The sequence below is a fragment of the Calidithermus chliarophilus DSM 9957 genome (assembly GCF_000430045.1).
Lineage (GTDB): Bacteria > Deinococcota > Deinococci > Deinococcales > Thermaceae > Calidithermus > Calidithermus chliarophilus.
In genome coordinates, this window is record NZ_KE387023.1 from 874014 (window position 1) to 888737 (window position 14724).

The 14724-nt window shown below is 70.9% G+C and carries 12 protein-coding genes and 1 pseudogene; 7 read left to right on the forward strand and 6 right to left on the reverse strand.

The window, feature by feature from the left end; genetic code table 11:
* The 4 genes and pseudogenes from MEICH_RS23555 to MEICH_RS0104270 all read left to right on the forward strand — a co-directional run.
* Positions 1-767 (forward strand): annotated as a pseudogene (locus MEICH_RS23555) (hypothetical protein); the annotation flags it as partial.
* Between the two features lie 83 nt (positions 768-850).
* Positions 851-1273: a hypothetical protein gene (locus tag MEICH_RS0104260; RefSeq protein WP_157202608.1), complete on the forward strand. Its 423-nt coding sequence runs from the start codon at positions 851-853 to the stop codon at positions 1271-1273.
* 48 nt (positions 1274-1321) lie between these two features.
* The gene (locus tag MEICH_RS0104265; RefSeq protein WP_027891575.1) at positions 1322-3415 is read left to right on the forward strand and encodes a S8 family serine peptidase; all 2094 of its coding nucleotides are present in this window, start codon (positions 1322-1324) and stop codon (positions 3413-3415) included.
* 7 nt (positions 3416-3422) lie between these two features.
* Positions 3423-3611, forward strand: a complete 189-nt coding sequence (locus MEICH_RS0104270; protein ID WP_027891576.1) for a hypothetical protein — start codon at positions 3423-3425, stop codon at positions 3609-3611.
* A gap of 185 nt (positions 3612-3796) precedes the next feature.
* On the opposite strand, the gene MEICH_RS0104275 is transcribed toward MEICH_RS0104270, so the two are convergent.
* Genes MEICH_RS0104275 through MEICH_RS26905 form a run of 3 tightly spaced genes read right to left on the reverse strand, consistent with a single transcriptional unit; the run spans position 3797 to position 6890 of the window.
* Positions 3797-4330: a Uma2 family endonuclease gene (locus MEICH_RS0104275; RefSeq protein WP_027891577.1), complete on the reverse strand. Its 534-nt coding sequence runs from the start codon at positions 4328-4330 to the stop codon at positions 3797-3799.
* A 24-nt stretch (positions 4331-4354) separates the two neighbouring features.
* Positions 4355-6397 (reverse strand): molybdopterin-containing oxidoreductase family protein, encoded by a 2043-nt coding sequence (locus MEICH_RS0104280; protein WP_027891578.1) that lies wholly within the window; start codon positions 6395-6397, stop codon positions 4355-4357.
* A gap of 37 nt (positions 6398-6434) precedes the next feature.
* A complete protein-coding gene (locus MEICH_RS26905; protein ID WP_084542170.1) occupies positions 6435-6890 on the reverse strand; it encodes a GNAT family N-acetyltransferase in 456 nt (151 codons plus the stop codon).
* A gap of 25 nt (positions 6891-6915) precedes the next feature.
* Here MEICH_RS26905 and MEICH_RS0104290 point away from each other — a divergent pair, with 25 nt between their 5' ends.
* The gene (locus MEICH_RS0104290) at positions 6916-7173 is read left to right on the forward strand and encodes a hypothetical protein (protein ID WP_027891579.1); all 258 of its coding nucleotides are present in this window, start codon (positions 6916-6918) and stop codon (positions 7171-7173) included.
* Between the two features lie 13 nt (positions 7174-7186).
* Here the strand turns inward: MEICH_RS0104290 and MEICH_RS0104295 are convergent, their stop codons facing one another.
* Positions 7187-8248, reverse strand: a complete 1062-nt coding sequence (locus tag MEICH_RS0104295) for an MFS transporter (RefSeq protein WP_027891580.1) — start codon at positions 8246-8248, stop codon at positions 7187-7189.
* A gap of 146 nt (positions 8249-8394) precedes the next feature.
* Here MEICH_RS0104295 and MEICH_RS0104300 point away from each other — a divergent pair, with 146 nt between their 5' ends.
* A complete protein-coding gene (locus MEICH_RS0104300; protein ID WP_027891581.1) occupies positions 8395-9213 on the forward strand; it encodes a trypsin-like serine protease in 819 nt (272 codons plus the stop codon).
* Positions 9214-9467: 254 nt separating this feature from the next.
* On the opposite strand, the gene MEICH_RS0104305 is transcribed toward MEICH_RS0104300, so the two are convergent.
* Both MEICH_RS0104305 and MEICH_RS0104310 read right to left on the reverse strand, forming a co-directional pair.
* Positions 9468-11636, reverse strand: a complete 2169-nt coding sequence (locus tag MEICH_RS0104305) for an MMPL family transporter (protein WP_245587613.1) — start codon at positions 11634-11636, stop codon at positions 9468-9470.
* Between the two features lie 287 nt (positions 11637-11923).
* Complete coding sequence (locus tag MEICH_RS0104310; protein WP_027891583.1) at positions 11924-14104, reverse strand: primosomal protein N' family DNA-binding protein; 2181 nt, start codon at positions 14102-14104, stop codon at positions 11924-11926.
* A gap of 303 nt (positions 14105-14407) precedes the next feature.
* Between MEICH_RS0104310 and MEICH_RS29165 the strand changes: the two genes are divergently transcribed.
* Positions 14408-14724: tRNA (guanine(37)-N1)-methyltransferase (locus MEICH_RS29165; RefSeq protein ID WP_218916383.1), on the forward strand; the 317-nt coding region annotated here is incomplete at its 3' end.

Here is a 14724-nt window from a genome sequence, read left to right on the forward strand (position 1 = left end):
CCGCCCGCGTCGAGCTGCGGCCGCTCGAGCCCGCCGCCGTGGCCGTGCTGCTCGACGGCCTCAGGCTGCCCCTGCCCGCCGACCCCGCCCGCCTCACCCCCGAGCTGCACCGCCACACCGGCGGCAACCCCCTCTTCGTGCTCGAGACCCTCAAGCACCTGCTGGGGAGCGACGCCCCGCCCGCGCGGCTGCCCCACAGCGAGCGGGTGCAGCAGATCATCCTGCGCCGCCTCGAGCGCCTCTCCGCCACCGCGCTGCAAGCCGCCCGCGTGGCCGCGGTCTTGCAGAGCGACGCCGGCGTGGAGCTGGTGGCCGAGGTGCTGGGCACCCCGTTGCTGGAGATCGCCGGGGCCTGGGAGGAGCTCGAGGCGCACCAGATCGTGCAGGGCGAACGCTTCAGCCATGACCTCATCTACGAGACCGTCGCCGCCCACACCCCTGCCGCGCTCCGGGGCCTCTTCCAGCGCCTCGCCGCCGAGAAGCTCGCCGCCCGCGGGGGCAACCCCGCCCGCGTCGCCCAGCTCTGGCTCGCCAGCGGCCACGCCGGGCAGGCCGTGCCCTACCTGCTGGAGGCGGCCCAGGCCGCCGAGGCCGGTTTCCTGCACGCCCAGGCCGCCGGCCTCTACGCCCAGGCGCTCGAGCTCGCCCGCACCCACGGCCCCGAGGAGGTCGCCGCCGAGGCAGCCCGCCGGCTGGGGGCGCTCGAGGGCTCCCCCCCGGGCACTAGCCGCGAACCGCCGCTCCCCGCCGCGCCGCCGGACGACTAACGTTCGGCTAACGCCCCCTCGTCTACCCTCATCCTCGTTGCCTGACCGAGCGCACATCGGCAGCGCAAACGAGGAGATTGCAGATGAATACGAAACTGGCGTTCGCGGGTATTGCGGTTGCGGCAATGGCGGTGCTGGCCGGTTGCACGGGCAGCGTGGGCGGCGGCGGGATCTCGGGCAAGGTCAGCCGCGCAGGCGGCGGCTCGGCCGGCGGCGCCACCGTCATCGCCTGCTTGGTCGAAGACGACTGTGAAACCTACAGCGAGGCCAAAGCGGGCAGCGACGGCAGCTACACCGTCGGCAAGCTCGAGGGCGGCAAGAGCTACGTGGTGCTGGGCCTGCTCGACACCAACAAGGACGGCGAGGCCGACTACCTGGGCTGGTACGAGAGCGTCGAGGAAGACCCCACCGTGGTCAAGGCCCCCAAGAGCGGCGTGAACTTCCAGCTTTACGAGCTGGGCCAGGCCAAGCAGCAGCTCGAGATGCTGCCCAAGTTCCTCAGGTAAGACCCTCAGGGGGCCGCGGTCGCCGCGGCCCCTTCCAAGGAGACCAGTATGCAGATTTATAAGTGGATCGGAGCGGTGGCCGTTCTTGGGCTGCTGGCGGCGTGCAACCCCCAGAACGGCGGGGGAGACCCCAACCCGCCGGAGGACCTCGAGATCAGCGGGCAGGTCGGCCTGGACACCGGAGCCCTCCGGCCCGACTTCAAGGTCGGGGCCATGACCCAGTTAGCCGCCCAGAGCGACTTCGTGCCCGGCGAACTGATCGTGAAGTTCCGGCCCGGCGCGGCGCTGCGCCAGGGGGCCACGCTGACGGCGGGCAGCTTCCAGCTCAGCCTGGTGCGCGACCTGGCGCTGGAGAACACCCAGCTCGTGCGGGCGGCGGTGCAGGACAAGCAGGCCACCCTCGAGCTGCTCCAGCGCTTCAAGGGCCGCAGCGACGTGGTCTACGCCCAGCTCAACTACGTCCGCCACGCCTTCAAGACCCCCAACGACGAGTTCTACTCCTACCAGTGGCACTACCCGGCCATGAACCTGCCCCAAGCCTGGGACCTCGAGACCGGCACCAGCAACCCCGTCACCGTGGCCGTGATCGACACCGGCATCCTCTCGGGCCACCCCGACTTCCAGGGCAAGCTGCTGCCGGGCTACGACTTCATCTCCGACCCCGCCAACGCCAACGACGGCAACGGCCGTGACAACAACTCCGAGGACCCCGGCGACGAGCCCGGCGGCCAGGGCAGCTACCACGGCGCGCACGTCGCGGGCACCGTGGCCGCGGCGACCAACGAGGGCGTGGGGGGTGCCGGCGTGAGCTGGGCGGCCAAGATCGTGCCCGTGCGGGTGCTGGGCGTCCAGGGCGGCACCGACGCCGACATCCTCGACTCCGTGCTGTGGTCGGCGGGGATCAACGTGTCGGGCGTGCCGGCCAACCCCAACCCCGCCCACGTCATCAACATGAGCCTGGGCGGCAGCGGCAAGTGCGCCGACGTCCCCGCCTGGCAGGACGCCTTCGACAAGGCGAGCGCCAAGGGCAGCATCATCGTGGTGGCCGCGGGCAACCAGAACTCCGACGCCAACGACTTCGTCCCCGCGAGCTGCACCGGCATCATCACCGTCGGGGCCACCGAGACGCGCAACTACCGCGCCCCCTACTCCAACTACGGCTCGCGCATCGACGTGATGGCCCCCGGCGGCGACACCAAGAACGACCGCAACGGCGACGGCTACGTCGACGGCGTGCTGAGCGCGGCCCGCAACGACCAGAGCAACAACTACAACTGGGTCTTCTACCAGGGCACCTCCATGGCCTCGCCCCACGTGGCCGGCCTGGTCGCGCTGATGAAGAGCAAGAAGCCCAGCCTCACCTACCAGGAGGCCCTGTCCATCCTCAAGCAGACCGCCCGCCCCCTCGACGCCACCGCCTGCCAGCGCGCCACCGGCGCCGACTGCGGCGCCGGCCTGGTGGACGCGGTGGCGGCCCTGCAGGCCCTGGGCGGCGGCAACCCCACCCCCGACTTCAGCCTCAGCGTGACCACCCCCGACGTGCAGCTCGCCCCCGGCGGCAGCGCCTCGCTCACCGTCAACCTCAACCGCAGCGGCGGCTTCGCCAACTCGGTCACCTTCAGCCTTAGCGGCGCCCCCACCGGCCTGACCGGCAGCTTCAACCCCGGCAGCACCACCGGCAACAGCACCACCCTCAACCTCAGCGCCTCCGCCAGCCTGGCCCCCGGCAGCTACACCCTCACCGTGCAGGGCTCGAGCGGCAGCCTGAGCCGCAACGCCACCGTCAACCTCGTCGTGGCCGCCCCGCCCAGCCTCAAGGGCACCCAGCTCGTCGCCTGCTACTACCTCGCCAGCGAGGACGCCTGCGACGAGGGCAAGAGCCAGGCGCTCACCCTCAGCAAGGACGCCTCGAGCGCGGCCTACAAGTTCAGCGAGCTCAAGGACGGCAAGTACGTCGTCTACGGCTGGAAGGACGTCAACAAGAACGGCGAGCTCGACGACGGCGACTACCTGGGCTTCTACACCGAAGACGGCGAGGTGGTGCTCGTGCGGCCCAGCGCCAGCGACGTCGACTTCAGCCTCGGTCTCGTCAGCGGCGGACGCAGCAAGGCGCTCGAGCGCATCCGCTCCCTGATGCGGTAGGACGGTCATGGACCCTCAGCCCGCTCAGACTTACATCGTCCGCATCTGGTGGGAGCAGACCCACGACGGGGAAGGTGGAGCCTGGCGGGCTTCCCTCACGGAAGTCCACAGCAAGGAGCGCCGCTACTTCAAGAGCCCCGACGAACTCCTGCATTACCTGTCCCAGCACCCCGGGCAAGCCCTGGGGCTGAGATAGACCAAGATCGCAAGCGGATATTCCCCCCGGCCTTCGCGCCGGGGGCTTATTTTCTGTCTCGCCGCAGCCCGCGGCCTGCTGGGGTGCGCTCGGCCACGCCACCTCCCGGATGGAGAAGTGTTCGGGCATGGCCCAACCATAAGACCTAGAGTGCGCCCCAGGTCAAGCGGAGGATTCGGTCTGGCCTAGAGCAAGGTCACCGCGTCGCCAGGAAAAGCCAGAGGAGCCACGCTCGAGCCCTTCTGCGCCACGAACTTGGTCAGGTATTCGTCGCCGTGAGGGTCGCGGTAGACCTCGGTGTAGCCTGCATTCAGGTTCACGATCCAGACCTCCCGAATGCCCACCCGCGCGTAGCGGCCCAGCTTCTTACCCCGGTCATGAGCCAGGGTTGTATCGGACACCTCGATCACCAAATAAACGCTCTCCGGACGAGGGTGGTGATTGCGATAGTCTAGTGCCGCATCCAGTAAGGCGCAATCAGGCCGCACAAGATCAGCCTGGTCCAGGAAAATTGGGTTTTGAACGCGTACCCTCGCCTTGCCTGAAAACTGCTTGACCAGAACCTCGGTCAGTTTGTCCACCACGTCGGCATGGTTCTCCCCAATTGGGATCTCGTAGACCTCGCCGTCGATGAGTTCGATGCGTTTTTCGGGGTTGAGTAGGCCAGCTTTATCCATAGCCAGTAGCTCATCCACTGTCCATTTCTTGAGCGTGACCATGAATTCAGGGTAGCGCACCCCGGCTCAGTCCAGGGCCTCCAGCCGCACCGGGTTGGAGTGGAAGGTGCTCCCCGCGCCCATATCGGTGAGGTGCTCGCCGGTGAGCCAGTTCACGCCCTTGCCGTCGGGGGCGTAGCGCTCCCACCAGGTGCCCTCGAGCACCACCGTCCCCGGCATGGGGGCCTCGCTCACGCGGGCCTTGCGCACCACCGCGCCGTGGCGCGAGCGGATGCGCAGCAACATCCCGTCCTGCACGCCGTGGGCGGCAGCGTCCTGGGGATGCACCAGCAGCACCGGCTCGCCGCCTTCGCCCTGCACCAGCCGCTCGACGTGGCCGTAGGTGGAGTTGAGGAAGTGCTTGGCGGGCGGGGTCATGAGGATGAGGGGGAACTCCTCGTCGGGCTCGGTGAGGGTGACGGGCGGGGGCGGGTCGAAGCGGATCTTGCCGCTTTGGGTGTTGGCCCCGTCCTTGAAGGGCAGGAACTCGCGGGGGGTGTTGAGGCGCACGAAGCCCTCGGCCTTGAGGCGCTCGAGGGTGATCCCCTCGAGCCAGGGGTGGCCGCTGGAGAGGAGGCTTCGGGCTAAGTCCTCGGCGCTCCAGTAGAGGGTGGGCTCCTCCAGGCCCAGCCGCCGGGCGAGCTCGGCGAAGACCCAGGTGTTGGGGCGGGCCTCGCCCTGCGGGAACATCACCGGCTCGTTCCAGGAGAGGTAGAAGTGGCCGTAGGCGGTGTAGAGGTCGGGGTGCTCGAGGAAGGTGGTAGCGGGGAGCAGGTAGTCGGCGTAGCGGGCGGTCTCGGTGAGGGCCTGCTCGAGCACCACCGTGAAGAGGTCCTCCCGCGCCAGGCCCTGCTGCACCAGGGCGGTGCTGGGGGCCACCACCAGCGGGTTGGAGTTGAAGACGAACAGCGCCCGCACGGGCGGGTCGAGCCGGGTGAGCGCGCTGCCGAGCTGGCTCATGTTGACGTGGCGGGCGGCGGGGTTGGGGCGGAAGTAGCCCCCAGGCTCGTGCTCCCCACACAGCAGGTGGGCCCCGCCCAGGTAGGTGCGCTCGAGCCGGAAGGCCCCCGAGGCCGAGAGCAGGGCGCCGCCGCCGGGGTACTGCCAGGCCCCGATGAGGGCGGGCAGCAGCAGCACCGCCCGCTGGGCGCTGGCCCCGCCGGGGTGGCGGGTCATGCCGTAGCTGGTGCGGATAAAGCTGGCCCTGGCGCGGGCGAACTCGAGCGCCAGCCGCTCGATGGTGGCCGCCGGGACGCCGGTGACGGCTTCGGCCCGCTCGGGGGTCCAGGCCTCGGCCGCGGCGCGGTACTCCGCGAAGCCCTGGGCGGCGCGCCCCAAGTAGGCCGCGTCGTGCAGCCCCTCGCGCAGGATCACGTGGGCCAGGGCATAAGCCAGCGCCCCGTCGCTGCCGGGGCGCAGCTTGACGTGCTCGTCGGCGAAGCGGGAGGTGAGGTTGGCGTAGGGGTCTACGTGGACGATCTTCGCCCCGTTGTGGCGGGCCTCCTTGAGCAGGGGCGTGAGGTGGGTGTTGGTGTGCAGGCTGTTGATGCCCCACAGGAAGATGAAGCGGGCCTTGGGCACGTCCTCGGGGTCGATGCCGTAGCGCGGCGCGCCGTAGGTGGCCTCCCAGGCCGCGCTCCCCGCCGTGGCGCAGATGGTGGTGTCGAGGGCGCTGGCCCCGATGGCGCGGAAGAAGGCCAGGGGGTGCTCGTACTGGTGCAGCCCCATGGTGCCGGCGTAGTGATAGGGCAGCACCGCCTCGGGGCCGTGCCGGTCGATGACCTCGCGCAGCCGCTCGGCGATAGCGTCGAGGGCCTCCTCCCAGCTCACCCGCTCGAAGCGCCCCGAGCCCTTGGGCCCGGCTCGGCGCATGGGGTAGAGGGGGCGCTCGGGGTGGTGGTTGCGCTCGGGGTAGCGGTAGGTCTTGACGCAGGCGAAGCCGCGGGTGAAGGGGTGGGCGGGGTCGCCCTCGACCTTCAGCAGCCGGTTGGCGCCGTCGTCGATGGTCAGGATCAGCGAGCAGGCGTCGGGACAGTCGAGGGGGCAGGTGGCTCGAGCCGTGCGGGTCATGCCCCCCATCGTACCGCGCGGCTTTGTCACCTGGCTCCTACGGGTCGGGGCGGGCGTAGCCCAGCGCCAGGAAGCCGTTCTCGTCGGGCTCGGGGCTGTGGGGGGCGAAGCCCAGGGCCTGCAGCGAGCGCAGGCTGGGGAGGTTGTCCGGTTCCACCGAGGCCACGAAGCGGCGGTAGGGGGTGAGGTTGGGGTGCTCGAGCATGGCCCGCACGATGCGCTTGCCGTAGCCCTGCCCGCGCAGGTCGGGGCGCACCGCGAAGGCGAAGTGGAAGGCGGCGGGGTCGTGCTCGTCGGGCTCGCCCTGCACGTAGCCCACCGCCTCCTGCCCCTGCCAGGCCAGCCACAACTCGACGCCGGGGGCGCCGTGCTGCAGCAGCCACCACGCCGCGTCCGGGGGCGAGAGCCTCCGCGCGAGCTCGGGGTCTTCGAACCAGGACTCGATCAGTCTTCGCCCCGCCTCGTCGACGGGGATTAGCCGCAACGGTTCCACGCGGGCTTAAGCATACGATGAAGTCATGGACACTCCCCGGGCATACCTCGTGCTCGCCAACCTGCTGATCTGGCTGCCCCCCCTGGCGAGCGCCTTCAGCCCCGGCTCGGCCTTCGTGGCCGGCCTGGCGCTGGGCTGCATCATGGTCTCGCTGGTGGCGCTGTGGGTGGGCGTCGTGGGCAGCATCCGGCAGGGGCAGTCGGCCGCCAACCTGCCGCTGATGGCGGTCTACGGGGTCGGGGCCGTGGTGAGCCTGTTCCTGGCCCGCAGCCTCAGCCCGTAGGCCAGGGCCTGGCCTACTCCCGCACCGCCCGCCCGGCCAGGACCGCCGCCGAGGCGGTCACCAGCCCGGCCAGCCCCAGGCCCAGCCCCACGCCCAGGTGCAGGAAGGGCGGGTAGGCCAGCCCCGCCGCCGTCCCGCCCAGGTAGAACGCGGCCACGTAGGTGCCGCTCACCCCGCTCCCCCGCCGCCCCGAAACGGCCCCGCCCAGGCCCTGCGCGGTGAAGAGGCCCGCCATCACCAGCACGAAGCCCGGCACGATGAACCCGGGCCGGTCGGGGAGCTGGAGCAAAAGCCCCGCCGCCACCACCGCGAAGGCCAGCCGCAGGGCCCCCGCCTCCCCGAAGCGGGCCACTAGCCGCCCGGTGAGGGCGCTGCCGGGAATCCCGGCCAGATAGGCCAGCATCACCCCGCCGATCTGGGCCTGGGAGAGCCCGAGGGCCTCGAGGCGGTAGGGCAGCAGGTTGGCGACGAAGAAGTTGACGAACAGCAGCGAGAAGCCCACCCAGTACAGCGGCCAGGCCGACAGCGAGTAGCGCGGGGCGCTCAGGGCAAGGGTGCCCCGCTCGCGCAGCAGCCAGAAGGCGGGGAGCATCACCGGCAGCGTGAGCAGCAGCAGGGCCAGCCGTTCGCCGAAGGCGTCGGCCAGGAAACCGCCCAGCGCCCGGCCCAGACCCCCGCCCAGCACGTTCCCCGCCACCCATAGCCCGGCCATCTCCGGGGCCCGGTTGGGGAAGAGGCGGGGCAGCAGGGCCAGCGAGAGGCCGGGCACGGCGGCCGCCGCCGCGCCCTGCAGGGCCCGGGCGACGAGCCACGCCTCGAGCCCCGGCGCCAGCGCCGCCGCCACCCCGAACAGCCCCACCAGCAGCAGACCGCCCCCCAGCACTCGCCCCACCGGCAGCCGCAGCCGGGGCACCAGCGGCGACAGCAGCACCAGCGCCAGGAAGGGCAGGCTGATGCCAAGCCCCGCCGAGCCGGGCGGGGCGCCGAAGAGGCGCTCGAGGCCCGGCAACAGCGGGACCGTGCTGTAGAGCGCGGCGTAGAGCAGCGTTCCCGAGAGCAGCACCGCCAGCGGCATGGCTCATGCTAACCAGAAGCGGTCTGCCGGGCGCTAACCCTCGTAACACTCATGTTACGGCCGCGGTTCATTGCTATTTCACATCTCGAGCGCGTATGCTCGAAAAGCCCATTCAAGCCATTGGTGGATCCTCATCAGGAGGTCGTATGAACCGTATCGGCAAGTTGGCCCTGCTCGTAGGTCTGGCCCTGGTCGCGGCGGCGTGCAGCCGTGCCGTGCAGGACGTAGGGGTTACCGCCCAGATCACCAACGGCGAGCTCGACGGCAACCGCCACCCGTACGTGGGCCTGATGGTCGCGCAGGACACCGCCGGCAGGCCGCTGTGGCGCTGCAGCGGCACCCTGATCTCCCCGACCATCTACCTCACGGCCGGGCACTGCACCGAGGCCCCGGCCGCGCACGTGGAGATCTGGTTCGACGCCGACGTGGAGTCGGGCATCCCCGGCAACGGCTACCCCTTCAACGGCGACGTGGGCGGCACGCCCTACACCCACCCGCAGTACGACCCCAACGCCTTCTTCCTCTACGACCTCGGCGTCGTCGTGCTCGACGAGCCCGTGGTGATGAGCGAGTACGCCGCCCTGCCCAAGCAGGATGTGCTCGACCGCATGGCCCGGCAGCGCGGGCGCCAGGACGTGACCTTCACGGCCGTGGGCTACGGCCTGCAACGCATCAACCCGGTCTTCGTCGAGGCCGAGCGGGTGCGCATGCTGGCCCGCCCCCACCTCATCCAGATCAACGGCGGGATCGTGGGCGACTTCTCGCTGCTGCTGTCGAACAACCACTCCACCGGCGGCACCTGCTTCGGCGACTCCGGCGGGCCCAACTTCATCGACGACACCAACGTGGTAGGCGGCGTGACCTCCTTCGGCCTGAACGGCAACTGCGGCGGGACGGGCGGGGTGTACCGGGTGGACCGCAAGGACGACCTCGACTGGTTGGCGACGTTCGGCGTGACGCCGTGATGGGGCGATGGTCGGTAGCTGATAGTCGGTAGCTCATAGCCGGACGCCGGGCGTAGGCCCGGCGTCCTACGTCGTACGCAAAACGCCAAACGCAAAACGCCAAACGCAAAACGCTAGACGCCAAACGCCAAACGCCAAACGCCAAACGCCAAACGCCAAACGCCAAACGCCAAACGCAATATGCTTTGGCCCTCGGCCCTCGACGACGGTGGGGAGGGGTCTACCGCGAGCCACACGCCACGAGCCTTCCACGCCTAGTGCCGTTCTAGGCTCACCTTGGGCAGTAGCCTCCGCAGGCCATCGGGGAGCCACCAGTTCCACTTGCCTGCCAGGAGCATCACGGCGGGGACCAGCATCAGGCGGATGAGGGTGGCGTCGAGGAAGACGGCCAGGGCCAGGCCGAAGCCGATGGTCTTGTTGACCACCAGGTCGCCGCTGACGAAGGCCGAGAAGACGATGATCATGATGGCGGCGGCGCTGGTGATGACGCCGGCGGTGCGCTCGAGCGCGGCCTTCACGGCCTCGCGGGTGGGCAGGCCCTGGAGGTGGTACTCCTGGATGCGCGAGAGCAGGAAGATCTCGTAGTCCATGGAGAGCCCGAAGAGCACCGCGAACATGGTGAGGGGGAGGCTCGGGTCGATGGAGGCGGTCTCGGGGTCTACGTTGAAGAGCCCGCCCAGGTGGCCCTCCTGGAAGATCAGGGTGACCACGCCGTAGGTAGCCCCCACGGTGAGGGTGTTCATCAGGATCGACTTCAGCGGGATCAGCAGGCTGCGGAAGGCCACGGTGAGCAATACGAAGGTGGCCGCGAAGACGACGAGGATGGCGAAGGGCGTGGCCTGGATGAGCACGTCGTTGAACTCCATCGCCCCGATGGGCCCCCCGCCCAGCAGCACCGTCTGGAACCCCGCGTCCTTGGCGTGTTGGCGCAGCTTGTCGGCCCAGGCCGGGATCTCGGGGGCCCGCACCGGCTGCTTGGGGACCACCGACAGGCGCAGGTAGCGCTGGTCCTGGCTGACGGAGCGCCGGGTGAGGGAGAGCAGGTCGGAGAGGCCGCTGGCGGTGTCGCCCAGGGCCACGCGCCCGGCCAGGAAGGGGGAGATCACCAGCCGCACCTCGGGCAAGGCGGAGAGGGAGCGCTCGAGGCGGGCCCAGTTGCGCCGGGCCTCGGGGGTGAAGCCGGCCTCGCCCAGGTCCAAGAGCACCTCGAAGGTGTCGAGGCTGCCGCCGAGCTCGAGCGAGCGGATGAGCTCCAAGCCCTTGCGCGACTCCACGCCGGGCGAGAGCCCGAAGGCCCCGGTGTAGCCCAGCCGCATCCCGAAGAGCGGCCAGGCCAGCAGCAGCATGGCGGCGGTGATGCCCAGCGTGAAGAACCAGGGGCGGCGCATGACGGCCTCGGCCCAGCGGCGGAAGAGCGGCAGGGTCTGGCCGGAGCTCGTGGCCCGAACCGCGAAGCGGCGCGGCCAGTTGACCCGCTCGCCCAGCAGCGCCAGCAACGCGGGGACGGCGGTGACCGAGGCCAGCACGGTGAGGAAGATCGCCAGCACCCCGCCCAGGCCCATCGAGCGGATGAAGGTGAGGTCGGGGATGAACAGTGAGGCCATCGCCACCGCCACGGTGAGCCCGCTGAAGGCCACCGCCCGCCCGGCGGTGCGGGTGGTCAGGGCGGCGGCTTCCCGGGGCGGACGGCCCCGGGCCAGCTCCTCGCGGAAGCGGTTGACCATGATCAGGGCGTAGTCGATGCCCGCGCCCAGCCCCAGCATGGTGATCACGCTCTGGGCGAAGCTCGAGACCTCGGTGAGCTGGGTGAGCCCGTAGAGCATCGCCATGCTGGTGGTGATGGAGATGAGGCCCACCACCAGGGGCACGCCCGCCGCCACGAAGGCCCCGAAGGCCAGCACCAGCACCACCGCCACCATCGGCAGCGCCACGAGCTCGCTGCGCCGGATGTCCTGCTCGAGCAGGTGCAGGAAGTCTTCGGTGATGGCGGTGGCCCCCGTGACGTAGAAGCGCGTACCGGGGAGCCCCAGCGCCCGCACCTCGGCGCGGATCGCCGCCAGCACGGGGTCGGGGTCGTCGAGCCGCGTCTGGAGCACGGTCGCGGTGACGCGGTAGTCGTCGGAGTGCAGCCTGAGCGGGCTCGGCGCGTCGAAGCGGGTGAGGCTCAGCACCCCCTCGAGGCGCCCCAAGCGCTCGATGAGCCGGTCGTAGGCCTCGCGGAAGCGCGGGTCGGTGGCGGGCAGGCCCTCGCTCACCACCACGGTGCGGTCGGACAGGTCCTGCCCGAAGGAGCGCTCGAGGATCTCCCCCACCCGCCGCGCCTCGCTATCGGATGCCGAGGAATTGTTCGCCACCAGCGCCCCGGGCGCGCGCCCGGCCAGGGGTACGGAAAGCACCACCACCACCGCCCACGCCACCAGCACTAGCAAAGGATGTCGGGTAACCCAGCGGCCGAGGCGGGCAAACATTCGGCCTTTAACTATAAGCGGGCAACCTTCAGCCGTCAGCTCGTGGCCTGTGGCTCGAGGCGTGTGGTAGACCCCACCCCGTCCCTCCCCGCGGGCGGGGAGGGGGTATCCCCCCGGCCCCCCTTGCTAAGGGGGGTGACAAGGCGCCCCGCGTCTTGCGTTTGGCGTTTGGCGTACGACGTACGACCCGCGTTCTGCGTTTTGCTATCAGCTATGGGCTATCGACTATCGACTACCCCCGCCTAATCCTCCAACAACCCCACGAAACTGTGCGGGTCCGGGTCAATCCTCAGCCGCGCCTTCGCCGGGGGCAGGTTCTGCATGAGCTCCTGCAGGCGGGCCGTGGAGCCCTTGAGCAGCAGGTGGAAGACGTACTGGCCGCGCACCTTGGGCACCGGGGCGGGGGCGGGGCCCAGGAGTTCGCCGGGCTGGACGCGGCTGCGGAAGAAGTCGGCGAGCTGCACGGCGGCGTCGCGGGCTACGGGCTCTTTGGAGTGGGAGAGCTCGAGCTTGATCATGCGCTGGACGGGGGGGTAGTCCAGGGCGCGGCGCAGCAGCAGCTCGTTGCGCAGGAAGGTCTCGGGGTCGCCCTGCTGCAGGGCCTGGTGGGCGGGGTGGGCGGGCTCGAAGCTCTGCAGGGCGAGCAGGGGGCGGCGGCGGGGGTGCAGCTCGGTGAGCTGCCACAGCAGGCGGTGGTAGCGCTCGCCGGCGCGGAAGTCGGAGTCGAGGAGGAAGCCGTCGGCGTAGGGGAGGAGCACCAGGGCCAGTTCGGGCAGGGTGGGGGCGCGCAGGACGGCGGTGGTGCCCACCAGCAGCCCGGGCTCGCCGGCGAGGAGGGGCTCGAGGCGGTCTTTCTCCTCGGCGGTGTAGCGGTAGCGGGGGAGGAAGGGGACGGCGGCCTCGAGGGCCTCCAGCAGCCACTCCACCCCCGGCCCCTTGGGCTCGAAGACCTCCGAGCGGCACTGCGGGCACAGCGGGGGGGCCTTCTCCTCGTGGCCGCACTGGTGGCACAGCAGCCGCCCGGCCCGCCCGGCGCGGTGCAGGCGCAGGGGCAGGGCGCAGTCGGGGCACATGGCCTTCCAGTCGCAGTGCTTGCAGCGCAGCACCGCGCTGTAGCCGCGCCGGGCCACCAGCACCACCGCCTGGCGCCGCTTCTCGGCCACCTGCTGCAAGAGGTTCACCGCCGCGCCCGACAACGGCCAGCCCCGCTCCCGGCGCATGTCGAGCAGGTGCACGCGGGGCGGGGCGAGGGGCACGGTGTGGCTGCGGCGCAGCTCCCACTCGGCCTCGAGGCTGGGCACCAGCGAAAGCGTGGTGTAGGGCACGCCCGCTAGTTTGGCCCGCAGCTCGGCCAGGTAGGGCACGAAGGCCCTCGAGCCCCCCGAGAGCTTGTAGGCGTCGTTGCCCTCCTCCACCACCACCACCCGGCGGAAGTCGAAGGGCAGCAGCAGGCCCTGGTAGGTCGAGAACACCGCGCCCCCCTGGGGCAGGCCCTCGCGGGCGAGCTGGTGGAAGACCTGGCGGCGCAGCTCGGGCGAGAGCTCGCCGTGGAAGGGGAGGGCCTGGGGGAAGTGGGGCAGGCAGCGCTTGAGCTGGGCCACCTCGGGGAAGAGCACCAGCGTGGGCCCCTCGCGCACCAGGCCGCTGAGCACCCGCAGGCGCTCGGGCCAGCGCCCCCCGCCGATGCGCTGGGCCTCAGGGGGGAAGGGGAGGGGCTCGAGCGCGCGCCCCTCGACCCTGGGCACCTCCAGGGGCAGCTCGACGAAGGCGGCGTAGCCCTTGTCGAGCAGGCCCTTGACCACCCCGTTGCCCACGCCCGCCTGCTGGGCGAGCGCGGTCATGCTCTCGGCCCGCCCCAGGGTATGCAGGATCTCCAGCGCCAGGCGGCCCTTGGGGGTGAGGGCGCCGTCCGGGGCCTTGAGGGGGACCAGGATCTGCCGGGTGGGGCGCTGCTCCTCGACCACCTCCTCGAGCACCCCGCCCTCGCGCAGGTAGTCCAGCAGCTTGGGGTCGAAGCCCCGCGCCTCCTGCCAGCCCTCGGCCAGGCTCTCCAGACCCGCCGGCAACACCGCGCTGAGGGCGCCGGGGAGCAGGCGCAGCCGGTGCCGGAGGGCGGGCTCGAGGAAGGGCAGCAGGTCGTCGAGCACGCTGCCCAGGGGAGCGAAGAGCTCCTGGGCGGCGCACTCGAGGAAGTGCAGCTCCTGGGGCCGCAGCCAGGGGTAGGGCTCGAGGCAGGCCACCGCGTGGCGCAGGGCGAAGCCCTTGCGCGCGCCGTCCTCCAGGCCCACCACCACCCCCACCCGCAGCTCGCCGCGCCAGGGCACCACCACCCGCCGCCCCAGCAGCTCGCCCTCCACGCCGTGCGGGGGCAGGTAGCTCATGGGCTCCAGGGGCAGGGGCAGGGCCACGCGCAGCGCTTGCACGCCCCATACCATATCGGGTTTGTCCCGGCGCTTGGGTCGGCGGCCCACATTGCCCCCGGTGCGCCAGGGAATGAGCCAACCGAGCAACCCGCCGTCCGAAGCCGCCCGCCTCGAGCCGGGGCACCACCGCCTTCGCCCGGCTTCCCCTGAGCGACGCGGCCGAAGCCGGAGGGGCCTCGAGCCCGCGCCTTTTGTGAGCTTTGAACGCGACTGCCCGGGGAAAATCTCTATAATCAGTGCATTTATGGCACTTCGGCTTTCGCGGAGCCTTCACGCACGCGGGGGCATTCAGGAGAGGTTTTCATGCACGGATTGATCAAAGTCGGCCAGCTCGCGACGGCGGTACTCGGACGAACAGGTTTGGGGAAGACGGGCCTGGGGCAGTGGTTGTTCCAGCGCTACTATGCGCTGCTGCCTCGAGGCGAACGCTGGGTGGAGGTGGGGGGTCAGCGGATGTGGCTGGACCTGTCGGACCGGACGCAGCTGAGCATCGCGCTGGGGAGCCACGAGCGGGCGGCGCTGGCGCGGTTCGTGGGGCTGCTGCGGCCGGGGCAGACGGTGGTGGACGTTGGGGCGAACGTGGGGCTGTACACGCTGGCGGCGGCGCGGGCGGTGGGGCC

What these genes read in the sequence shown, in the direction of transcription:
- MEICH_RS0104260 (WP_157202608.1), top strand. Translation starts at nt 851, where the DNA reads ATGAATACGAAACTGGCGTTCGCGGGTATTGCGGTTGCGGCAATGGCG.
- MEICH_RS0104265 (WP_027891575.1), top strand. Translation starts at nt 1,322, where the DNA reads ATGCAGATTTATAAGTGGATCGGAGCGGTGGCCGTTCTTGGGCTGCTG.
- MEICH_RS0104270 (WP_027891576.1), top strand. Translation starts at nt 3,423, where the DNA reads ATGGACCCTCAGCCCGCTCAGACTTACATCGTCCGCATCTGGTGGGAG.
- MEICH_RS0104275 (WP_027891577.1), bottom strand. Translation starts at nt 4,330, where the DNA reads ATGGTCACGCTCAAGAAATGGACAGTGGATGAGCTACTGGCTATGGAT.
- MEICH_RS0104280 (WP_027891578.1), bottom strand. Translation starts at nt 6,397, where the DNA reads ATGACCCGCACGGCTCGAGCCACCTGCCCCCTCGACTGTCCCGACGCC.
- MEICH_RS0104290 (WP_027891579.1), top strand. Translation starts at nt 6,916, where the DNA reads ATGGACACTCCCCGGGCATACCTCGTGCTCGCCAACCTGCTGATCTGG.
- MEICH_RS0104295 (WP_027891580.1), bottom strand. Translation starts at nt 8,248, where the DNA reads ATGCCGCTGGCGGTGCTGCTCTCGGGAACGCTGCTCTACGCCGCGCTC.
- MEICH_RS0104300 (WP_027891581.1), top strand. Translation starts at nt 8,395, where the DNA reads ATGAACCGTATCGGCAAGTTGGCCCTGCTCGTAGGTCTGGCCCTGGTC.